At 62.2% G+C, this 22481-nt stretch carries 19 protein-coding genes; 14 read left to right on the plus strand and 5 right to left on the minus strand.

What is annotated here, in order from left to right:
* Nucleotides 1–17: 17 nt before the first annotated feature.
* The 3 genes from EL2594_RS05980 to EL2594_RS05990 form a co-directional block, all read right to left on the minus strand.
* The gene (locus tag EL2594_RS05980; RefSeq protein ID WP_011414136.1) at nucleotides 18–1181 is read right to left on the minus strand and encodes an indoleamine 2,3-dioxygenase; all 1164 of its coding nucleotides are present in this window, start codon (nucleotides 1179–1181) and stop codon (nucleotides 18–20) included.
* Nucleotides 1182–1271: 90 nt separating this feature from the next.
* The gene (locus EL2594_RS05985) at nucleotides 1272–1799 is read right to left on the minus strand and encodes a hypothetical protein (RefSeq protein ID WP_011414137.1); all 528 of its coding nucleotides are present in this window, start codon (nucleotides 1797–1799) and stop codon (nucleotides 1272–1274) included.
* Between the two features lie 2 nt (nucleotides 1800–1801).
* On the minus strand, nucleotides 1802–2278 hold the full coding sequence (locus EL2594_RS05990; protein WP_011414138.1) for a copper chaperone PCu(A)C: 477 nt from the start codon (nucleotides 2276–2278) through the stop codon (nucleotides 1802–1804).
* Nucleotides 2279–2447: 169 nt separating this feature from the next.
* On the opposite strand from EL2594_RS05990, the gene dnaK reads away from it, so the two are divergent.
* The 3 genes from dnaK to EL2594_RS06005 all read left to right on the plus strand — a co-directional run bounded on the left by dnaK (nucleotide 2448) and on the right by EL2594_RS06005 (nucleotide 6515).
* On the plus strand, nucleotides 2448–4379 hold the full coding sequence (gene dnaK / locus EL2594_RS05995; RefSeq protein WP_011414139.1) for a molecular chaperone DnaK: 1932 nt from the start codon (nucleotides 2448–2450) through the stop codon (nucleotides 4377–4379).
* A 73-nt stretch (nucleotides 4380–4452) separates the two neighbouring features.
* Nucleotides 4453–5562 (plus strand): molecular chaperone DnaJ, encoded by a 1110-nt coding sequence (dnaJ, locus tag EL2594_RS06000; RefSeq protein ID WP_011414140.1) that lies wholly within the window; start codon nucleotides 4453–4455, stop codon nucleotides 5560–5562.
* Between the two features lie 71 nt (nucleotides 5563–5633).
* The gene (locus EL2594_RS06005; protein WP_011414141.1) at nucleotides 5634–6515 is read left to right on the plus strand and encodes an MBL fold metallo-hydrolase; all 882 of its coding nucleotides are present in this window, start codon (nucleotides 5634–5636) and stop codon (nucleotides 6513–6515) included.
* A 7-nt stretch (nucleotides 6516–6522) separates the two neighbouring features.
* Here the strand turns inward: EL2594_RS06005 and EL2594_RS06010 are convergent, their stop codons facing one another.
* Nucleotides 6523–8835, minus strand: coding sequence for a patatin-like protein (locus EL2594_RS06010; protein ID WP_011414142.1), 2313 nt, complete (start codon nucleotides 8833–8835; stop codon nucleotides 6523–6525).
* 70 nt (nucleotides 8836–8905) lie between these two features.
* Between EL2594_RS06010 and radA the strand changes: the two genes are divergently transcribed.
* The 10 genes from radA to EL2594_RS06060 all read left to right on the plus strand — a co-directional run bounded on the left by radA (nucleotide 8906) and on the right by EL2594_RS06060 (nucleotide 20549).
* Complete coding sequence (gene radA / locus EL2594_RS06015) at nucleotides 8906–10273, plus strand: DNA repair protein RadA (RefSeq protein ID WP_011414143.1); 1368 nt, start codon at nucleotides 8906–8908, stop codon at nucleotides 10271–10273.
* A 13-nt stretch (nucleotides 10274–10286) separates the two neighbouring features.
* Nucleotides 10287–10802, plus strand: a complete 516-nt coding sequence (locus EL2594_RS06020; protein WP_011414144.1) for a CvpA family protein — start codon at nucleotides 10287–10289, stop codon at nucleotides 10800–10802.
* Nucleotides 10802–11233, plus strand: coding sequence for an iron-sulfur cluster assembly scaffold protein (locus EL2594_RS06025; protein WP_011414145.1), 432 nt, complete (start codon nucleotides 10802–10804; stop codon nucleotides 11231–11233). Before EL2594_RS06020 ends, EL2594_RS06025 begins: the two co-directional genes overlap by 1 nt.
* 49 nt (nucleotides 11234–11282) lie before the next feature.
* Nucleotides 11283–12923 (plus strand): MFS transporter, encoded by a 1641-nt coding sequence (locus EL2594_RS06030; RefSeq protein ID WP_011414146.1) that lies wholly within the window; start codon nucleotides 11283–11285, stop codon nucleotides 12921–12923.
* A 7-nt stretch (nucleotides 12924–12930) separates the two neighbouring features.
* Nucleotides 12931–13977: an alanine racemase gene (alr, locus tag EL2594_RS06035; RefSeq protein WP_011414147.1), complete on the plus strand. Its 1047-nt coding sequence runs from the start codon at nucleotides 12931–12933 to the stop codon at nucleotides 13975–13977.
* A 93-nt stretch (nucleotides 13978–14070) separates the two neighbouring features.
* Complete coding sequence (phaR, locus tag EL2594_RS06040) at nucleotides 14071–14622, plus strand: polyhydroxyalkanoate synthesis repressor PhaR (RefSeq protein WP_041685738.1); 552 nt, start codon at nucleotides 14071–14073, stop codon at nucleotides 14620–14622.
* A 52-nt stretch (nucleotides 14623–14674) separates the two neighbouring features.
* Nucleotides 14675–16219, plus strand: coding sequence for a proline--tRNA ligase (gene proS / locus EL2594_RS06045; RefSeq protein WP_011414149.1), 1545 nt, complete (start codon nucleotides 14675–14677; stop codon nucleotides 16217–16219).
* A 32-nt stretch (nucleotides 16220–16251) separates the two neighbouring features.
* Nucleotides 16252–17670 carry a M28 family peptidase gene (locus tag EL2594_RS06050; protein WP_041685132.1) on the plus strand — a complete coding sequence of 473 codons (1419 nt, stop codon included), beginning with the start codon at nucleotides 16252–16254 and terminating at the stop codon, nucleotides 17668–17670.
* Between the two features lie 23 nt (nucleotides 17671–17693).
* The gene (gene rnr / locus EL2594_RS06055; RefSeq protein WP_233994320.1) at nucleotides 17694–19979 is read left to right on the plus strand and encodes a ribonuclease R; all 2286 of its coding nucleotides are present in this window, start codon (nucleotides 17694–17696) and stop codon (nucleotides 19977–19979) included.
* 54 nt (nucleotides 19980–20033) lie between these two features.
* Nucleotides 20034–20549 (plus strand): peroxiredoxin-like family protein, encoded by a 516-nt coding sequence (locus EL2594_RS06060; protein ID WP_011414152.1) that lies wholly within the window; start codon nucleotides 20034–20036, stop codon nucleotides 20547–20549.
* Nucleotides 20550–20553: 4 nt separating this feature from the next.
* On the opposite strand, the gene EL2594_RS06065 is transcribed toward EL2594_RS06060, so the two are convergent.
* Nucleotides 20554–21003 (minus strand): universal stress protein, encoded by a 450-nt coding sequence (locus EL2594_RS06065; protein WP_011414153.1) that lies wholly within the window; start codon nucleotides 21001–21003, stop codon nucleotides 20554–20556.
* A 163-nt stretch (nucleotides 21004–21166) separates the two neighbouring features.
* On the opposite strand from EL2594_RS06065, the gene EL2594_RS06070 reads away from it, so the two are divergent.
* On the plus strand, nucleotides 21167–22480 hold the full coding sequence (locus tag EL2594_RS06070; protein WP_011414154.1) for a pyruvate dehydrogenase complex dihydrolipoamide acetyltransferase: 1314 nt from the start codon (nucleotides 21167–21169) through the stop codon (nucleotides 22478–22480).
* Nucleotide 22481: the final 1 nt, after the last annotated feature.

Below are 22481 nucleotides of genomic sequence, written 5' to 3' on the forward strand. Positions count from 1 at the left end.
TCCTGCCAAACAGTAAATCACACCAATTGCGCCGCGTTCTCGTCGCGGTGCTTCTTCAGGTATCTCATGAACGGTGTGCCACCTGTTCCAACGTCCGGGTCATTGCCCGCGATGCTGCCTGCCTGCTTGTTGATGTAGCTCGCCGCATACTCGAGATGCCGCGTGCGGAAGCGCGCAGATTGGTTGAGGCAGGCGTTGAACGCGTCTTTCAGGCTTTGGCTCGACGAACCTTCGACAAAGCTCCGCAATGTCGACTGCGCTGTCAGATCCTCGATAAACCTGCGGTGCTGGACCGGGCGGTAGCGATGCAGTTCGTCGAGGAAGCTCTTCAGCGGATCGTCGCTGTGGCCGACCTGGAAGACGGCATCCATCGCTGGGACGATGCTGGATTGCGAACCGGTCTGCCCGCGCAGCGCCTGCGGTTTTCCGCCAAGCTGGTCGACGCCTTCGTAAATCAGGCCGCCGCCTTTCAGCGCCGGATTGTTCGCCCAGCCGTGGATGTATGGCCGCACGCGATGAAAATAGATGTAGGGATCGCAGCGCTCGGGCATGCGCGCGAAGTGGGCGTAGATACGCTCCCATGCCGCGTCCATTTCAACGAGGAGCCGCTCTGCCTCTGATTCATCTCCGGTCTTCGCGGCGGTCACCAGCTTCGCCGCATTGTCGAGAAGCACGCCGGCTTCGGCCTCTATTGCGACGTGAATCATCACGAACCAGTTCTCGTCGTCTCCCCCGACGAAGTTCTGGTACATGTAGATGTTGTCGAGCGAGATAGGGCCCGATTTGTCGAGACGCGCCCAATTGTCGAGCACATAGCCCGAATACGGCAGCAGCGGCGATTGTCCGAGACGATCGGCCACGGCGACGATGGGGCGGGCAAGATTGGCGGGCAAATGCTGTGACGGAACGTCTTCTCCCCAAACGTAGGCCTGCACGAGGAAGGAGAGATGCACCATCGCGGTGCGGACCTGCGCTTCCGGGGCTTCACGAGCCCATTCCTCGATTTCGGGATCGGGCAACCGGTCGAGCCAGTGGCGGACCCTGCCGGTCGAAAGCAGTCCGGAAAGGTTGTTTGCCGCGCCGACGATGTCGGCAAGTTCGGCGGGCAGCGTGATCTCGTCGATCTCGTAATGCGAAAGATAGCCGCGCTCGCGGCTCAAACCGTAGTCTTTAAGCTCCATTGTTGAGACTCTTTGGCCGGGCGCGGGTTGGGCCGCCCGGACGCCAAAGCGGTATCAAATGCAACCTTTTCGCTCAAGCGGGTACAGACTTTATGCGGTATGAGTTCCTGGAAAATTCACAAGGACATCGAACGCTGCCGCATCGCCGATCCCCGCGATCTTTATGCCGGACCGGAGCCAGAATGCGTGTTTCACGATTTCCGCCTGTTGTTCGATCCCGTATTGCTCGAGCCGCCATCCGGGTTTGAGACTGTAATCGTATCGGCAGAACGGATGGCGGTGCAGCGGCAGGTACCATTTGCCTTTGGTCTGGCTCTGCCAAACATGTGTCATCTCGTGGATGAAATGTCCTTTGCCGCGCCAGTCTGCCGTCGCGAAGTCATCGCAATAGTTCGGGCCTTCGGGGTGGAAATGCAGGTGGCCGAGCGGCGCCATGGTGATGTGGCGCGGCTGAAACAGAAACCATTTCTTGCGCCGGATCCTAACCGCATCGTAGGCGATCGCCTGCCCGAAGACCGAGCGTGCGAGCTCGATCTCGCCATCGGTAAGCGGGCGTTCGCCCCCGACGGGGCAGGGGGCAGGCGGCGCATCATTCTCCGGTCGGCCGAGACCTTGCAAACCTACCGATCCTCACCCGCCGCGCGCACTTCGGCGGGGAAAGTATAGGTCCCACCGCCGGAGACCGTGAGCGTGACATTCGTAGTGTCGCCTGGCTTCAGGTCGGGAGAAACGCCCATCGCCATGACATGCAGGTCTCCCGGCTTGAACTCGACCGTGGTCCCCTGCGTCAGCGCGATCGGGAGCGCTTCCATCATCTGGACCTTGAAATCGTACTCGCCGAACTGGTGCATCACAGCGCTTTCGGCCGCAGCGACATCGGCCTTGCGGATCGTCAGTCCACGCTCGCCTTCATAGGAGAGATCGAAATAGACGGCGGCGGGATTGCCCTCGACCGGTGCCAGCACCATGCGCGCATTCGTTACGCTCATGCCCGGGATGCCGGTTTCCTCCACAGCCGGTGCCTCGGCCGTTTCGCCGCATGCGGCGAGCGAAATGCCCGCTAATCCCAAAGCGAGCGCTGCAATACCCTGTTTCACCGCGAATTCTCCCGTGTTGCGTGAAATTCACGAGTAGTCCGTCCGATCCCTTGTGCCAAGGCAAAGCGCACCTATATCCGCCACATAATCGAGCTGCCGAGCGGCCTTGCCGACAGATGCGGGAGGCCCACCGCGCAGCGTCCAACACTATGTATGAGATGGGGTAGTAATGACCAAAGTTATCGGGATCGACCTCGGCACCACCAACAGCTGTGTCGCGGTCATGGATGGCGGCAAGCCGAAAGTCATCGAGAACTCCGAAGGTGCGCGCACGACGCCGTCGATTGTGGCCTTCACGAAGGATAACGAGCGCCTGATCGGCCAGCCTGCCAAGCGCCAGGCTGTGACCAATCCGGACAATACGCTGTTCGCGATCAAGCGCCTGATCGGTCGCCGGTTCGACGATCCGACCACCAAGAAAGACATGGACATTGTCCCTTACGACATCGTCAAGGGCAAGAACGGCGATGCCTGGGTCGAAGCGGGCGGCGAGGAATATTCGCCCAGCCAGATTTCCGCCTTCATCCTGCAGAAGATGAAGGAAACCGCCGAGAGCTATCTCGGCGAGGACGTGAAGCAGGCGGTCATCACCGTTCCGGCCTACTTCAACGACGCGCAGCGCCAGGCGACCAAGGACGCCGGCCAGATCGCGGGCCTCGAAGTCTTGCGCATCATCAACGAGCCGACCGCGGCCGCACTCGCTTACGGCATGGACAAGGACGAAGGTAAGACCATCGCTGTCTACGACCTCGGTGGCGGTACCTTCGACGTCTCGATTCTCGAAATCGGCGACGGCGTGTTCGAAGTGAAGTCGACCAACGGCGACACCTTCCTTGGCGGTGAAGACTTCGACAATGCAATCGTCGAATATCTCGCCGACCAGTTCAAGTCGAAGGAGAACATGGATCTCCGCACCGACAAGCTGGCCCTGCAACGCTTGAAGGAAGCAGCCGAGAAGGCGAAGATCGAGCTTTCGAGCTCGCAGTCGACCGAAGTCAATCTGCCCTTCATCACTGCACGCATGGAAGGCGGCAGCTCCACGCCGCTGCACCTCGTCGAAACCATCAGCCGCTCGAAGCTGGAACAGCTCGTCGGCGACCTTATCGAGCGCACGCTCGAGCCGTGCAAGAAGGCGCTGGCCGATGCCGGCCTCGAAAAGGGTGGCATCGACGAAGTGATCCTGGTCGGCGGCATGACTCGCATGCCCAAGGTCCGCGAAGTCGTTGAAAAGTTCTTCGGCAAGGAACCGCACACCGGCGTGAACCCGGATGAAGTCGTGGCCATGGGCGCTGCGATCCAGGCCGGCGTCCTGCAGGGCGACGTCAAGGACGTGCTGCTGCTCGACGTGACCCCGCTGTCGCTGGGTATCGAAACGCTGGGCGGTGTTTTCACGCGCATGATCGATCGTAACACGACGATCCCGAGCAAGAAGACGCAGACCTATTCGACCGCGGAAGACAACCAGAATGCGGTTACTATCCGCGTCTTCCAGGGCGAGCGCGAAATGGCGGCGGACAACAAACTGCTCGGCCAGTTCGATCTGGTCGGCATCCCGGCTGCACCGCGCGGCGTTCCGCAGATCGAAGTGACTTTCGATATCGACGCCAACGGCATCGTGAATGTCAGCGCCAAGGACAAGGGCACGGGCAAGGAACAGCAGATCCGCATCCAGGCATCGGGCGGTCTCAACGAGAGCGACATCGAGCAGATGGTTCAGGATGCCGAGAAGTTCGCCGAGGAAGACAAGAAGCGCCGTGAAGGTGCCGAAGCGCGCAACCAGGCCGACAGCCTTGTCCATGCAACGCAGAAGCAGCTCGACGAGCATGGCGACAAGATCGACGCCGATACCAAGTCTTCGGTCGAGGCAGCGCTTGCCGAAGCGAAGACTGCGCTCGAAGGCGACGATATCGACGCCATCAACGCTAAGGCGCAGGCGCTCACCGAAGTCGCCATGAAGATGGGCCAGCAAATCTACGAGCAGGAGCAGGCCAATGCCGCCTCTGAAGGTGGCGATGCAGGCGATGCTTCGGGCGATGCCAAGGAAGAAGAAGTCGTCGATGCCGAATTTTCGGAAGTCGACGAAGACGAAAACAAGGGCTGATGTCCTGATGACAACCCCCTCTGCCACCGGTGCCGCGTGCATCGGTGGCGGAGCGGTTTGGACGGGGTAGGAAATGTCGCCCGAGACCGATCTTTATAAATTGCTGGGTGTCGATCGCGGGGCCGATGCCGCCGCAATCAAGTCCGCCTATCGCAAGCTCGCGATGAAGTATCACCCGGACCGCAATCCGGGCGATGCCGACGCGGAGACCCACTTCAAGGCCGTAGGCGCAGCCTATGAGGTTTTGAAGGACCCACAAAAGCGCGCTGCCTATGATCGCTACGGCCATGCCGCGTTCCAGAATGGCGGCGGCGGCGCGGGCCAGCCTGATTTTGGCGATATTGGCGATATTTTCGAAACCATTTTCGGCAGCGCCTTCGGTGGCGGTGGACGCCAGCGCCAGCGGCGCGGGGCGGACTTGCGCTACGACATGCAAATTACCCTCGACGAGGCGTTCCATGGCAAGGACACGCAGATCGAAATCGAAGTCTCGGCCACCTGCGACACCTGCAGCGGTTCCGGCGCCGAACCCGGCACCGGCACGCGTGGCTGCAACCTGTGCAACGGCTATGGCAAGGTCCGCGCGCAGCAGGGCTTCTTCATGGTCGAGCGGCCGTGCCCCAACTGCCACGGACGCGGCGAAGTCCTCGAAGAAGCCTGCCATTCCTGTCGCGGCGAGGGCCGGGTCGACAAGGAGCAAGCGCTCAAGGTGGAAGTGCCGCCAGGCGTGGATACCGGCACGCGCATCCGCCTATCGGGCAAGGGCGAGGCCGGCCCGCGGGGTGCGCCTCCGGGCGATCTCTACATCTTCCTGCATGTGAAGCCGCACGAAGTCTTCGAACGCGATGGTACCTCGCTGGTGACGCGCGTTCCGGTCAGCTTCACCACGGCCGCGCTGGGTGGTTGCGTGACCATTCCCGACCTCGATGGCTCGACCAACGCAATCGATATTCCGGCCGGCATCCAGTCGGGCAAGCAGCTCCGCAAGCGCGGCGCGGGAATGCCCGTCTTGCAGGGACGGGGCAGGGGCGATCTTGTCGTCGAAGTGCTCGTGGAAACGCCGACCAGGCTCAGCAAGGACCAGAAGGCAATCCTCGAGCAATTCCGGGAGACCGAGACGGGCGATGAATGCCCGCAAAGCCGCGGCTTCTTTGACAAGATCAAGGAAGCCTTCGGCGCTTAGGCACTGCACGCTTTGGCAAATGCCCTCAAGGTGTTAGAGACGCCCCTTCGGATTTCACCGAGGGGATTGCCATGAAACTTGCCGCCACTTTCGCCAGCCTGTCGCTGCTCGCACTCGCTACTTCCGCCAGCGCACAGCGCAATTTTGACGATGTCGAAGTCACCTCGGAACAGATCGCGCCCGGCATTGCTGTGCTGTTCGGCGCGGGCGGCAATATCGGTGTCAGCTATGGCGAGGACGGTACGATCCTGATCGACGACCAGTTCGCCCCGCTGACGGCCAAGATCGAAACGGCCGTCGCAAACCTTGGCGCCAGCCCGGTGAAGTTCCTGATCAACACGCATTATCACGGCGATCACACCGGCGGGAACGAGAACTTCGGCAAGAAAGGCGCGCTGATCTTCGCGCAAAAGAACGTGCGGATGCGCCTGCGTGACGGGCGGGGCGAACCCAGTCCGATCGCACCCGCGCCGAAGGAAGCGCTGCCGGTGGTGACCTACGAGCAGGGCCTGACTCTCAACGTCAATGGCGACACGGTAGACGTGATGTTCCTCGGCGGCGGTCACACCGATGGCGACAGCGTAATCTTCTGGCACGAGGACAATGTCGTCCACATGGGCGACCTCTATTTCAAGATCCCGGGCTTCCCCTTCATCGACGTGCGTTCGGGTGGAAACGTGTTTAGCGCGATGAACTCCCTCGATACCGTCATCCGCATGATCGACGGCGAGACCAGGGTGATCCCCGGCCACGGCCCGATGTCCAACAAGGCCGAATTGGTCGCCTATCGGGCGATGATCGGCGATGCCGTGAGCCGTGTGCAGGAGCTCAAGGATGCGGGCAACTCCTTGGAGGATGCCGTGGCCGCAAAGCCGCTCGAAGGTTTCGACCGCGGCGAGGGTTTCATCGATGCCGATGGCTTTGTGACCGCAATTTATCGCAGCATGGAATGAAGCGGCGCTAGCCCAGCTTTTCGATCACTTCACCGCGCAGCCGATCAAGCAGGCTGCGCGCACAGCGACCGGCTTCGATTTCCGCGTCGAGGATCGCCAGGAAAGCTTCGCGCTTGAGCGATCTGCAGTCGTTCTCGTCGGGCGATGATTCGAGTGTCGAGCAGACCAGATCGATCATGCGCTCGGCCCCGTGGAGCCGGCCCCACAGGTAATCGTTCTCGCGATAATTGCGGCTGAAAAACGCGCCGAAATTGTAGAATTCTGTGCCGCGCAAGGTGTCGCGTGTTCCCCCTTCGCGGATGGAGCGCGCATCGTCCGGGCTGATCCGATCGACCTTGATCGGATCGAATTCGGTCAGTCCCTCGGCCCCCAGGAGCGGGAGCGTCGCGACGTCGTAGAAGGGGAAGCCAAGATAGGTCAGCAGCATCCGCCGCTTGAGGTTCTTGGGCATCACCTCGAGCGCAGCGGATAGCATTTCCTCGGCGCGATCGTCCACTTCGGGCAGCAGGTACCGCTCGGCAAAGGCGTCGATCACCGCGCCGGGATCGGCAAAGATATTGGCGGCAAGGAGACTGAAATCTCCGCCTAAATGCTCCGGCCCTTCGCGATCGAAATAGAGCGAGAGGATTTCGTAGATGGCCTCGCGCGCTTCATCCAGCGCGACATCGTCCAGCTCCGGATCGGCGTCCCAATCCCGCGACAGGCGGCGCGCGAGCAAGCGCAGGCGGCGAATGCGAAACCCGAGATCATGTGCGCGGAAGAAAGCAATGGCGTCGGCGCTGGCGCCGCCATTGTCGCCCGCCAGCGATCCGAGGCCCCGGCGTTCGAGTTCGGCCCGCAGCGCCCCTACGATCGGCAGCGCGTCGGGCAGCATCAGCTGCGGCGCGCAATCGTGAACCAGCTCGGCCAGGCGCTCGACGATACCGTTGAATTTGGCTTGGGCGTATGCCTGGAACGCGTAACCCGCGCGTTCCGCCGCCGCCTGCTGCGCCTTGTTGCGCCAGGCCACCAGTCGCTTCGGAGTGGGGCTATTGAGGAACAGCGTCCGCCCGAACAGCTTTTCGACCGCGGCCTCGATCTCGGGCCGCATACCCGCGACGATACGCCGCAGCCGCTCGGCTTCGCGCGACTGCGCTTCCAATTCTTCGAGATTGTCGCGGATCGGCTGCTCGCGCGGAATGGTTGATAGCGATCCCAGGATGGCGGCGAAGAAGCCGACGTCCTTGTCTTCCTGTTCCTTCAGTGAACCGAAGCGGTCTGGACGCGGATCTATGTAAATGAAGCGGCGATCGACTTCCCGATGCGCCGGGCGACCGCGCAGCCCCGCGATGGCCCCGGCAAAAGGTGCGTTCACGAGCACCGACCCGTCGATCAGCGATACGCTCTCGGTGGTGCCTTGCTCGACATGGACCGGCATGACCCGTTCGAGAAAGGCGTCGCGCCCCGTCCATTCGACATCGGCTTTGGCCGCCAGGGCATCGATTTCTTCGAACTTTAGCGGCGGAAACGCACCGGGGAAGCTGGACGTAGCTCGCGCCGCAAGCGTCAGCTCAAGTGGATGCGCCATCTGTCCGCCGAGCCTGCTCGCATGTGCCCGAAAAGCGATCGGCATGCGATGCTCGCTCTCCTCGACGACCGGAGGCGAGTTCAGCCGCAGCATCTCCAGATAACCGCGAAAATCGGTCGCGGTGACATAGAGATCGATGGGGTGGCCCGGCGGCAATAGCGGCGGATTGGCCGCTTCCTCGCGCATCGCTAACAAGGCTTCGTAGAGCAGGGTCGACATGCCGAGCCCCGAAAACGGCGGCTGAAACCAGCGGCCGCGCATGAAGTGCGAAACCTTGCGCCGCACCTCGGCGCGCGTTTCCGGCGCGACACTTTCGCTCACCACATTGCCTGGTCGGCGCAGCACCCATTCCACGAAAGGTTGCGCCCAGATCTTGCCGAAGCGCCAGACGATCTGTGCGTCGGGATCGATCAGCCGGTCGACATCGGCATTCTTTAGCCACAGTTCGGTCAGCGGCTCGAGCGAGCTGCCCGAATGGATGGCTTGGGCGAGAAAAACGGCATTGATGCCGCCCGCGCTCGCACCGGTCAGAATATCGGGCAGCACCCGCAACCGCAGCTGCTCACGTTCCTCGATTCGTCGGAGCAGCTCTCCGTAAATCCTGGCGCTGCCGGAAGGCGCGTCTTCGCCGGAATGATAAGCCCGGCTGGCCCGCGCAAGGTTCCATATCTCCTTGGTAACACCGTGCATGTAGACGGCCAGGCTGACCCCGCCGTAGCATACCAAGGCAATGCGAAGTTCCTTCTGCCGCATCCGGGGATTGTGCCGATTGCTTCACCCATTGGCAATTGCGTTCTCTTAATGTTCCGACTACTTGTCCGCCATGGCGAAGACCAAACGCAAATATGTCTGCCAGGCCTGCGGCACCGTGGCGCATCGTTGGCAGGGGCAATGCGCGGAATGTGCGGAGTGGAATTCGCTCGTCGAAGACGCGCCCGCGACTGTCTTTTCGCAAAAGCACGATCTTTCGAGCGGTGGGCGGGCCATCACATTCGTCGACCTCAACCAGCCCGGCCACGAGCTGACGCGGCGTACCACCGGGCTGGCGGAGTTCGATCGCGCGCTGGGCGGGGGGCTGGTCCCCGGCTCTGCCATCCTCATGGGCGGCGACCCGGGCATTGGCAAATCGACGCTGCTGTTGCAGGCCGCCGCCAGCATTGCCAAGTCTGGACAGCAAGTGGTCTATGTCAGCGGCGAGGAAGCCGCCGGACAGGTCCGCATGCGCGCCTCGCGGCTGGGCGTTGCCGATGCACCGCTCAAGCTCGCTTCTTCAACTTCGGTGCGCGATATCCTGACGACGCTCGGCAGCATGGACGCTCCGGCGCTGCTGGTCATCGATTCGATCCAGACCATGCATTCGGACACGATCGAAGGAGCGCCGGGCACGGTCAGCCAGGTTCGCGGATGCGCTTTCGAACTGATCCGCTATGCCAAGGAAAGCGGCACCGCGCTGGTCCTCGTCGGCCATGTCACGAAGGACGGCAATATCGCTGGCCCGCGCGTGCTGGAGCACATGGTCGATGTCGTCATGAGCTTCGAAGGCGAGCGCAGTCACCAGTACCGCATCCTACGCGCGCTCAAGAACCGTTTCGGCGCGGTCGACGAGATCGGTGTTTTCGCGATGGCGGGGCAGGGGCTCGAAGAGGTTGCCAACCCCTCGATGCTGTTCCTGTCCGGTCGCGACCAACCCTTGGCCGGCAGTGCCGTCTTTCCTGCTCTCGAAGGGACACGCCCGGTGCTGGTGGAAGTGCAGGCGCTGATCGTCCGGCTCCAGTCCGGTGCGACCCCGCGTCGGGCGGTCGTGGGTTGGGACAATGGCCGTCTAGCCATGCTGCTGGCGGTGCTGGAATCGCGGTGCGGGCTGAACTTCAGTTCGGCCGAGGTCTATCTGAACGTGGCGGGGGGCTATCGCTTGTCGGATCCGGCGGCCGACCTCGCCGTTGCCGCGGCGCTTGTTTCGGCGCTCGCCGACAAGCCGCTGCCCGAGAATTCGGTCTGGTTCGGTGAAGTTTCACTGGCGGGCGAGATACGCCCGGTGGCTCATGCCGGTCTGCGCTTGCGAGAAGCGGCCAAACTCGGCTTTTCGACCGGGTGCGGGCCGCAAAATGGTGGGGAGAAGGTTGGCAAGATGCGATATGCGCCCGTCGATCGCCTGGGCAAGCTCGTTGACCGGGTCATGGGTACCTCCTAATTCACCGGTCGTCATGACCATGTTCGATATCCTCGTCCTTCTGGTAGTCGGAGTTGCGGCGGTCGGCGGCTTCCTGCGCGGGTTTGTGCAGGAAGTGCTTTCGCTTGCGGCCTGGATCCTGGCCGTATTTGCCATCCGCTACATGCACACCCCGCTGCACCAGGCGATCGAACCCTATATCGGCACGCCGACAGCCTCATCCATTCTCGCGTTCGCATTGCTCCTGCTCATTCCCTACGCCGCGATGAAGCTGATCGCCGGGCGCGCGGGCGAGGGGACGCGAAACTCCATACTCGGACCGATCGACCGAGTACTCGGGTTCGGTTTCGGCGCGATCAAGGGCGCTATCGTGGTAGTGCTGGCCTTCTCGCTGCTCGTGATCGGTTACGACACGGTGTGGGGATACCAAGGACGTCCGACCTGGATCACAACTGCGCGGACCTATCCGGTCGTTAACGCGAGCACCGAGGCCATGGTCGAATACATATCCGAACGCCGCGCCAGGTTGCGGCAGCAGTCGGAAGAGTAATGGCGCAGGCAGGCAGTGCCGAACGGCTCTATACTGCGGATGTGCTGGGGCTCGCCGTGGAACTTGCGCGATACCCTTTGACCGGCGAATTTTTTGTTGTCGGGGAGGCACGTTCGCCGAGTTGCGGCAGCACGCTCCAGATAGGCCTCGACCTTACATCGCAATCGGGCGTCGAACGCATCGGGCTACAGGTCTCGGCCTGTGCAATAGGGCAGGCAAGCGCCGCCCTCTTCGCTCGCGATGCCAAGGGCCATACCCGCGTTTCGCTGGAGAACGGAATGCAGCGCGTCGCAAACTGGCTTGCCCGCGAAAGCGAGGAAGAGCCATGGGCCGGGCTCGATCGCGTCAGGGCCGCGCGGGAATATCCCGCCCGCCATGGTGCGATCCTGCTGCCGTGGAGAGCCGCGCTGGACGCGCTTTCCAAGGCGTGACGCTCCGGCTAGGACCGCCGATCTGACGCAACGGGGAGAGAGCGGGGCCATGAGAGACGCAGCAGCATCGAAGGGACGCGAGCCGAGCGAGAACGAGATCAAACTCGTCATCGGTGCCTCGTCCGCCGGGACCATCTTCGAATGGTACGATTTCTTCATCTACGGGACGCTCGCCTATATCCTCAAGGATGCGTTCTACGACGTCGACAACGAAACGCTGGGCTTGTTGCTGGTCTGGTCGACTTTTGCCGTGGGATTCGCCTTCCGCCCGATCGGCGCCGTGCTGTTCGGTTTCCTTGGAGACAAGTTGGGGCGCAAATATACCTTCCTCGTCACAGTGACCCTGATGGGTATAGCAACCGCAGGGGTCGGCCTGATACCGACCGTCGCGACGATCGGAATCGCGGCTCCGATCATCGTTATCCTGTTGCGCGTGATTCAGGGCCTGGCGCTGGGCGGGGAATACGGTGGCGCTGCCATCTATGTTGCCGAGCATGCCCCGCCGGAAAAGCGCGGCTTCTACACCAGCTTCATCCAGGCCAGTGTGGCCGGCGGCTTCGTCCTTTCTATTGCTGTCGTATTGGCGTGCCGCTTTCTTATTCCCGAGGATGATTTCGTGGCATGGGGCTGGCGCGTGCCGTTCCTGCTGTCGATCATTCTGCTTGGCATTTCGCTATGGATGCGGCTCAAACTGTCGGAAAGTCCGGTCTTTCAGGCGATGAAGGCAGAAGGCCAGATCGCCGGCAATCCCTTCGTCGAAAGTTTCACATATCCCGGCAACAAGAAGCGCATCTTCGTCGCCCTGTTCGGCGTGACCGGCATCCTGACCACGATCTGGTACACGGCCTTCTTCAGCGGGATGAGCTTCTTGCGCGGGCCGATGCATGTGGCCGACCTGACCGTGGAATTGATCCTGTTCGTGTCCGGCCTGATCGCCATGACTTTCTACGTCATGATCGGCAAATGGTCCGACACCATAGGACGCAAGAAACCAATCATGATCGGTGCAGTGTTGACGCTCCTGCTGCTGTTTCCGGCCTTCTGGGGCCTCGGTAGTCTTGCCAATCCCGGGCTTGAGCGAGCTGCGGCGGAAACGCCGATCACGGTCAGCGGGCCGCAATGCACGACCGATCCCTTCGCCGACCTCTTCGACCGCGAACAAACCGATTGCGGCAAGGTTCTCGAAACTCTGACCGCGTCGGGCGTGCCATATACTCTGGAAGCCGGCGAAACGCTGACGCTGAGTGCAGGCGGTCAGGCCATCGCGATCGATCCTGCATGGTTCGAAGACGGCACCGCTCGGCGCGAGGGAATCCGCGCGGCGCTGGGCGAATACGGATTCGACTTTTCGAAGCAGCAGCCCGGCATGGGCAATATCCTCGGCATCGTGGCAATTCTGCTCGGTCTGGGCATGCTTTCCGCGCTGACCTACGGCTCGGTCGCGGCACTGCTGTCGGAGATGTTCCCGCCGCGCATCCGCTACAGTTCCATGTCGATACCCTATCACATCGGGGCCGGCTATCTCGGCGGTTTCCTGCCGCTCATCGCGGGCGTGATCGTTGCCAGTACAGGTAATATCTATTCGGGGCTGTGGTACACCTGGATCGTGGTCGCCATCGGTATCGTCGTCTTGTGGTGGGGCGTTCCCGACGGACCGCCGCGCGACTTCGAAGACGCGCCGGCGACCTGACCGAGCGGTGGCGATCGAGTCTCCGCCCAGAACCCTGCGTCTCGATATCGATCGCGAGGCGCTGGAGGCCAATTGGCGGGCACTCGATCGCTTGTCCGGCAAGGCTAGGGCAGGGGCTGCGGTCAAGGCCGACTGCTACGGGTTGGGTGTCGACACATGCGTCCCCGTCTTGCGCGATGCGGGCGCGAGAGACTTCTTCGTAGCGCACTGGAGCGAGGTGGCCGACGTCGCGCGGCACGTACTGCCCGAACAAATCGCGGTATTGCACGGCGCCAACACTGCCGAGGAAGCAGAGTACGCGCGCAGCATCGGCGCGCGCCCGGTAGTCAATTCGCTGCACCAGGCAAATGTCTGGATCGATAGCGGTGGCGGCCCCTGCCACATGATGGTCGATACGGGCATTCACCGGCTCGGGATCGCGCCGTCCGAAGTCGCTGCCAACGTCATCCGGCAACTCGATGTCCAAGTGCTTATGTCGCATCTCTCCAGCGCTGACGAGGACACCCCTGTCAACGCAGCACAGCTCGAAGCCTTCCGCGCTCTGAAAGGTCAGTTGGGCGCACAGGAACTGAGCCTCGCCAACAGTGCAGGCATAGGCTTGAACGACGACTTCGCCTTCGATCTGACCCGGCCGGGTCTGTCGCTTTACGGCGGTGTGCAAAGGCCGGAACTGGCGGAGCATATCCGGCAAGTCGCCTATCCCAAGGCCGCGATCATTCAGGTCGCTGAACTGCGCGCGGGCGATCACGTGGGATACAACGGCGAGTTCACCGCGCCCGACGCGATGCGGGTCGGAACGGTCTCGCTCGGCTACGCAGACGGTTTCCTGAGAGCTTGGGGCGGCAAGGGCCTGGCGCTGTACCACGAAGGGCGATCCCTCCCGCTGCTGGGCAAGGTTTCGATGGACATGGTGGTGGTCGACCTTGCAGCCGAGCCGGACCTGAGCGTCGGCACCTGGCTCGATGTTCCATACGACCTCCCGCGCGCTTCCGAGGCGACCGGCCTCTCGCAATACGAACTCCTCACCATTCTGGGACAACGGTTCGCGCGCTGATTGCTGCACGTTGCACTGCACATATTGCAGATGCTAAGGCTCTGCTTTCTGCAGCATATTGCGCAGCATAAACTCGAGGCGGTACTCTTCTCCATGGCGAAAAAAGGCAGCAAGGACGGCGACCTCGTCGTCATCAAGAAATACGCCAATCGGCGGCTCTACAATACGCAAAGCTCGAGCTACATCACGCTGGATGACCTCTCGCAGATGACCCGCGAAGGTATCGATTTCCAGGTCGTCGACGCCAAGTCGGGCGACGACATCACGCACACGATCCTGACCCAGATCATCATGGAAGAGGAAACCGGTGGCCGACAGATGCTGCCCGTCAGTTTCCTGCGCGATATCATCTCGATGTACGGCAATTCGATGCAGGCGATGATGCCGAGCTATCTTGAAGCGAGCATGCAGAATTTTCGCCAGAACCAGGCGAAGATCCGCGAAGCCTTCGAGAAGGGCATTTCCGGCACGCCGCTGGCCGCCATTCACGAGACCAATCTGGCGATGATGAAGGCCGTCGGCGATGCCGTGTTCCCGGGCAGCAAAAGCAACGGCTCCAGACCGGTTGCGCAGGACGCCGAACTGGCTGCCCTCAAGAAGCAAATGGCTGAGATGCAGAAGAAGCTGGACGAGCTCGGCAAGTAAGGCCAAGCGTCCGCGCAATCTACCACCCATCATTCACAGGACAGGCGCACCCGTGTCGAACATCCGCCACGCCCTAACCGTAAAGCGAGAAGACGATTTCGCTGCCTGGTATCAGGCAGTCATCGCCGAGGCCGACCTTGCCGAAGAATCCGGCGTCCGCGGCTGCATGGTCATCAAGCCATGGGGCTACGGCATATGGGAACGCATCCAGCGCCTGCTCGACGACCGTATCAAGGCCACGGGCCATGAAAACGTTTACTTCCCGATCTTCATCCCGCTTTCCAATTTCGAGCGGGAGGCCGAGCATGTCGAGGGCTTTGCCAAGGAAATGGCAGTTGTCACTCACCACCGGCTGATCGGTGATGGCGAGGGCGGGTTGATCCCCGATCCCGAAGCCAAGCTGGAAGAGCCGCTCGTGGTGCGCCCCACATCGGAAACGATCTTCGGCGATGCCATGGCGCGCTGGATCCAAAGCTGGCGCGACCTGCCGTTGCTCACAAACCAATGGGCGAACGTCGTGCGCTGGGAAATGCGCACCCGCATGTTTCTGCGCACCAGCGAGTTCCTCTGGCAGGAAGGGCATACCGCGCACGCCACCGCAGAGGAGGCCAAGGAACACACCCTGACGATGCTAGAGGTCTATCGTGCGCATGCCGAGGAAGATCTGGCACTTCCGGTTATCGCCGGCGAGAAACCCGAGAACGAGCGCTTCCCGGGAGCGGTCGAGACATGGTCGATCGAAGCCATGATGCAGGATGGCAAGGCGCTGCAGGCCGGGACCAGCCACTATCTCGGGACCAACTTTTCCGAAGCGGCAAACATCAAATTCCAGGACCGAGAAGGCGGCGAAAAATATTGCCATACGACAAGCTGGGGCGTGTCGACCCGCATGATCGGCGGCGTCATCATGACCCATGGCGACGACGACGGGCTCAAGGTTCCGCCCAGGATCGCTCCGTACCAGGTCGTGATCCTGCCGATGCTCCGGGACAAGCCCGAAGACGACGCGCTGCTCGCCTATTGCGAAGACCTGCGCGGCAAACTCATCACTGAATCCGCGATGGGCGAACCCGTGCGCGTGCTGTTGGACAAGAAGCCGGGCAAGGCCGCTGCCAAGCGCTGGAACTGGGTGCGCAAGGGCGCGCCGATCGTAATCGAGGTCGGCGGCCGCGATATGGAGAATGGCGTTGTCAGCCTGCTGCGCCGCGACGAACTGTGGAACGAGGAAACCGGCAAGCCGGCGTTCCAGGCCCCCACACCGGCGCAATTGACGGATGAAATCGCTTCGATGCTGGATTCGATCCAGGCGGGCATGTTCGGCACGGCACAAACGTGGCGAAACGCCAATGTCATGAGCGGGTGCACATCTTTCGAGCAATTGCGCGACCATTATTCCGACGGCAAAAAACACGTCGGCTGGGTCGAGGTCCAGTGGTCGAAGCCTACCGGTCAGGAGCTCGAGAAAGTCGTCGAGAAGCTCAAGGACCTGAAGCTGACGATCCGCAACGTGCCGATGGATACTCCCGCGCCGACGGGCTCCTGCATCTTCACCGGCAAACCGGCGGTCGAGTGGATATACGTCGCAAAGGCATATTGACCGCGGGCGTGGTGCGCGCCCATGATGCCGCCATGCGCAAATTCCTGATTGTTACCACTTTCCTCGCCGCCCCGCTCGCGGCGCAGGACCATCCTGCCGATAAGGTCTCCGCCGAAAGGCTGCAGGCCGATGTGGAGAAGCTCGTCTCCTTCGGCACGCGGCACACCTTGTCGGAGCAGAACAATCCCGAGCGCGGGATCGGCGCAGCGGTCGACTGGGGTGCGGAAACATTTCGCGAGATCTCGGCGGAATGCGACGGCTGTCTCGAGGTGGTTCTGCCTGAAACTACCGTAGAGGGTCGACGCATCCCGACCCCGACGCGTTTGCGCAATGCGGTTGCGATCCAGAAAGGCACCGAGCGACCGGACGAGGTCGTCATCGTACAGGGCCATATCGACAGCCGCGTGACCGACCCGCTGGATTGGGAGAGCGATGCTCCGGGAGCGAACGACGATGGCTCTGGCACAGCGCTGGTGATCGAAGCCGCGCGCGTTCTGAGCGAGCGGCGCTATCCGACCACCATCATCTACGCGCTGCTTTCGGGTGAAGAGCAGGGCCTCTATGGCGGACGACTGATGGCCGATTGGGTCGAAAGCCAAGGATATACGGTCAAGGCTGTGCTCAATAACGACGTGGTGGGCAACAGTTGCGGCAGCGATGGTTTTTGCGATGCCGACAACGTCCGGGTTTTCTCCGAAGGGCCGCGGGCAGATCTCACCGAATCGATCCGCGCCGCGCAACGGCGTGAAGGCGGGGAGAACGACAGCCCGAGCCGCAACCTGTCGCGCTGGCTCGACGGCACGGCCGACGAAACCGAAGGTGGGCTCGATGTCCGGCAAATCTGGCGTGTCGACAGGATGGGGCGGGGCGGAGATCAGATACCCTTCCTCGAGAAGGGCTATCCCGCAGTGCGTATCACCGTTGCGGTCGAGGATTACGAGCACCAGCACCAAGACCTGCGTGTCGAGGACGGTACCACCTACGGCGACACCGTGGACGAGATGGATTTCGATTATCTCGCCAAGGTCACGCAGCTCAATGTGCGGGCTCTCGATCGACTTGCTCGAACACCGATGCCGCCCGCTCCTGTTGCGCGTGCCGCAGTGCAGACTTTCACCGAGATCGAATGGGCCCCGGTCAAAGGCGCGGATAGCTATCGCGTTGTCATGCGTCGCACCGATGCACCCTATTGGGACCCTGAGCAGGAGGTCGTGGTCGCGCAGGGCGGCGCGGAGGGCGCCAAGCCCATCGCGGGCAGTTTCGATCTCGATGGCAACATTCGCACGATGAGCGATTCCCAAACCAATGTCGTCACCTTCGGCGGTATTCGGGGGGACGACTGGATTTTCGGCGTCAGCGCCTGCTCGGGCGACATGTGCAGCCCCGTTGCAAGCGCGGTGCCTGCCGGTTCGTTCGTGCCGATCGCTGAGGAAGGGGATGACACCGCCTAGGTCCGACCCCATATGGTCGGCATATGAACCAGAAGAAAAATAGAAAACCGCGCGCGCATGGAATGCCCTCGCGCGAGCAAGTCCTCGAATTCATCCAGTCCTCCGACACTCCCGCCGGCAAGCGCGAAATCGCCAAAGCGTTCGGGCTGAAAGGGCAGGAAAAGATCGGGCTCAAGCGCCTGCTCAAGGATATGGCCGAAGAAGGCCTCATCGACGGCAAGAAAACCGCCTATCATCGCATGGGCGGCGTGCCGAAAGTCACTGTCCTGCGCATTGTCGAAATCGACGATGGCGAATCCGTCGCCGAGCCGGAAAACTGGAACCCCGATAGCGGCGAAAAGCCGCCGCGCCTGACTATAGTCGAAAGCAAGGGGGGTCGCGGCGGGAAGCGCATGCCCGCGCTGAAACGCGGAGACCGGGTCCTCGCCCGAACCGAAGAAAGCGGGAAGGGCTGGCGCGCCTATCCGATGAAAAAACTGCCGGCCCGAACCGAAGGGCTGATGGGCGTCGTCGAGATCGACAAGGCGGGCAAGGCATGGCTCGCCCCGATCGACAAGAAAGTGCGCAACTCGTCGCCCATAAGCGACCTCAATGGTTCCGAGGATGGCGAGCTGGTGCTGGCCGAACCGGCTGGCAAGGGCCCGCGCTCGGGCGTCAACGTAACCGAAGTCGTCGGCGATCCCCTCGCGCCCAAGAGCTTCAGCCTGATCGCTATTGCCAAGCACGGCATCCCCCATGTCTTCCCCGAAGCTGCGCTGGAAGAAGCCCAACGCGCCGCGACGCTTCCGCTGAGCGAAGACAGGCGCGAGGACCTGCGCGATGTCCCGATTCTCGCGATCGATCCGGCCGATGCGCGCGATCATGACGATGCCATCTGGGCAGAGCCCGACGGCGAGGGCGGCTTCGACACCATCGTCGCGATTGCAGATGTGAGCTATTACGTCCGCCCGGGCGGCGCACTCGACCGCGAAGCGCGCAAGCGCGGCAACTCGGTCTATTTCCCCGACCGCGTCGTCCCAATGCTGCCCGAGGTGCTGAGCGCCGATGCCTGCTCGCTCAAGCACGGGCAGGATCGCGCCGCGATGGCCTGTCACCTGAGGGTATCGGCTGAAGGGAAAGTCACCTCGTGGCGCTTCACCCGGGCGATCGTACGGCTCACGCACAATATCGCTTATGAGGACGCACAAGCGGCCATCGACAGCGGCGATGCTAGCACGGAATTGCAGAACCTCTGGGCCTGCTGGCGCGCGCTCGAGAAGGCGCGTCATGCGCGCGACCCGCTCGAGCTGGAATTGCCCGAGCGCCGCGTGGTGCTCGACGACGAGGGCCAGATCGCGGACATCGCAGTGCGCGAACGGCTCGATGCGCATCGTGTGGTCGAGGATTTCATGATCGCGGCCAATGTCGCGGCGGCTAAGGCGCTCGAGGCCAAGACCGCGCCGGTGGTCTATCGCATTCATGAACCGCCCAGTCGGGAGAAGCTGATCGCACTGCGAGACTACCTCGCGACGCAGGACCGCAAGCTCGCCCTGGGTCAAGTGGTGACGCCGACCCTTTTCAACCGGTTTCTCAAAGACGTGTCGGACGAGACAGAGCGGGCGCTGCTCATGGAAGCTGTGCTGCGCAGCCAGACACAGGCCTATTACGGGCCGAACAATGCCGGCCATTTCGGCCTCGCGCTCGGCTCCTATGCGCATTTCACCTCGCCGATCCGGCGCTATTCCGATTTGCTGGTGCATCGCGCGCTGGTCGACGCTTACGGGCTGGAGCAACCCAAGCCCGCGAAGGGCCTGCCGGATGCCTCTGGCCTGTCGGACCGGGACCGGCAGGATCTCCAGCAGATTACCGATGCCATAAGCACCACCGAGCGGCGCGCGATGGAAGCCGAGCGCGACACGATCGACCGCTATGTCGCAGCGTATCTCGCGCAGCACGTCGGCAAGACATTTCAGACCCGCATCACCGGGGTGCAAAACTTTGGTTTTTTTGCGACGATTCTGAATCTCGGTGGTGACGGACTGGTGCCCGTTTCGACGCTCGGGCGCGAGTATTATCGCTACGACGAGGCGGCACAGGCGCTGGTCGGCGAAGACAGCGGCAAACGCTACGACGTCGCGCAAAAACTGGAGCTGAAACTGGCGGAAGCCAATCCGCTCACGGGTGCCCTCAAGTTCGAACCGCTGGATGACGAGAGCGGGAATGCGGAAAGACGCGGCCAACAAGCTGCGCCGCGCGAGAAGGGCAAGTCTAAGCAGGGAAACCGTGGCCGCCCCAAAAATATTCGTCATCAGGGCAGGCGCCGCAAATAGGTCGGAACAGCACAGGCGCGGGGGCCGTTATCCGAGCAAAGGAGAAATATACCGATGCTCAAGCCAGGCCAGAAAGTCCCCGATCTCGAATTGCCCCTCACCATCGATGCGAAGTTTCAGCTCTCGGCACAAAGTCCAGATGCCTTCACAATGCTGGTTTTCTATCGCGGCAAGCATTGCCCGATCTGCAAAAAGTATCTGACCGAACTGAGCGGCAAGCTCGACGACTTCACGAAGCGAGGTGTGAACGTCTTCGCGGTGTCCATGGACAACGAAGAGCGCGCGCAGGTCGTCCACCGGAAGTGGGAGACCGGCGATGTCCCGCTGGCATGGAACCTCTCCGAAGAGCAGGCTCGCGAATGGGGCCTCTACATATCGGAAAAGCGTCCCGACAGCGACGAACCCGAGATGTTTTCGGAACCTGGCCTGTTCCTGGTCCGCCCCGACATGACGCTGTATTTCGCCGAAACGCAGAGCGCGCCGTTCACGCGTCCGCCGCTCGACGAATTGCTCCAAGCCGTCGCTTTCATCCAGGAGAAAAATTATCCGGCGCGCGGTACACTGACCTGATGGATCAGGCCATGCGGTCGATATCGTCCATGCCGAAGATGCCCGGAATGATATAGAGCGGGCAGGGCAGGTCGCAGGATGCGGCGCTGAAATGTGTCACCAGCGGGCCGGGGGTGTTTTCGCCCGAGGCGAGCACGAGCGCGGCCACCTCCGGATGGTCCGCGAGGTATTCCTTGATCACCGCCTGCCCTTCGCCGACGCGCACCGAAATCGTCGGCATTTTGCCGCTTTCGCTGAAGAGATTGCCGGCGGCACTGGCGGCGACAGCCTCCGCACGATCGCGCGCCTCTTGCTCGATCGTTGCTTGCACGCCGCCAAAGGCATTGAAGTTCTGCGGCTGGACCAGGGCCAGGATATGAACGGCACTGCCCGTCGCAGCCGCGCGGCGCGAGGCGAAGCGGAGCGCTTTGCGCGCTTCGTCGGTCTCGTCCATGATCACCATGTAAACGCGCATCGGGTTCCCCTCTCGACGGTTTCTATCCGTTGAAATCGTATGCATTTCAAGATGCGGCGCAGTTTGTCCGAAGAACCTTGCCGTGCCCGCCCAAATTGGCCAAAGCGTAGCGGAATTCGCGCTTCAGAGCGCGCAGCCCAGCGAAGGACCTGCAGACCCGCCTATGCCGACACCGATCAAGATGCCCGCGCTTTCGCCGACGATGGAGGAAGGCACGCTCGCCAAATGGCTGGTCAAGGTCGGCGATACAATCGGTGCGGGCGACATCATGGCCGAGATCGAAACCGACAAGGCCACGATGGAGTTCGAGGCTGTCGACGAAGGTACTGTAGCCGAAATCCTGATCGACGAAGGCAGCGAGAACGTGAAGGTCGGCGAGGTCATCATGATCCTCGCGGAAGAGGGCGAGGACATCGAGGAGGCCAAGGCGGCGGCACCGCAAAAGTCCGATGCGACCTCAGAGACCGTTCGGGCTGAGCCAGTCGAGGCCCTGTCCTCCACTTCCGCCCCGCCTGCAACGAAAAAGGACGACCCTTCGACAGGCTCAGGGCGAACGGAAAGTGGCGGGTCTGCCAGTTCCTCGGGCGATCGCATCATCGCCTCACCGCTGGCCAAGCGGATTGCCGAGCAGAAAGGTCTCGATCTTTCGACCGTCACCGGCAGCGGCCCGAATGGCCGGATCATCAAAGCCGATGTCGAAGGAGCGGAAGCGGGCGAGGCTCCCGACAAGGCTGATGCTCCGGCTCCAGCACAGGCCAAGCAACCGTCCCTGGGCGGCGATCTCGATGCGCCCTACGAGGCCGAAAAGCTCAACAACGTCCGCAAGGTCATTGCGCGCCGCCTGACCGAAGCGAAGCAGACCATTCCGCATATCTACTTGACCGTGGACGTGCGGCTGGATGCGCTGCTGGACCTGCGCAAGCAGTTGAACGCCTCACTCGAAGCCGATGGGGTCAAGCTCTCAGTCAACGACCTGCTGATCAAAGCGCTCGCTCGCGCGCTCCAGCGCGTGCCCAAGTGCAACGTCAGCTTCCAGGGCGACGAGCTCTATCAATACACCCGCGAGGACATCTCCGTGGCGGTGGCCGCGCCTTCTGGTCTCATCACGCCGATCATCCGCGATGCCGGTCGCAAGGGCCTCGCGCAGATCAGTACCGAAATGAAAGAACTCGCCGGCAAGGCGAAGGACGGCAAGCTGCAGCCGCAGGAATACCAGGGCGGCACCGCCTCGCTGTCCAATCTCGGCATGTTCGGCACCAAGCAGTTCGATGCAGTGATCAATCCGCCACAGGCCATGATCCTCGCCGTGGGCGCAGGCGAGCAGCGCCCGCATGTCATCGACGGCGCACTCGGCGTCGCCATGGTGATGAGCGCCACCGGCAGCTTCGACCACCGCGCCATCGACGGCGCAGACGGCGCGCAACTGATGGAGGCGTTCCAGCAGCTGTGCGAGAACCCGATGGGGCTGGTGGTTTAAC

It is taken from the genome of Erythrobacter litoralis HTCC2594, from assembly GCF_000013005.1.
Taxonomy (GTDB): domain Bacteria; phylum Pseudomonadota; class Alphaproteobacteria; order Sphingomonadales; family Sphingomonadaceae; genus Parerythrobacter; species Parerythrobacter litoralis_A.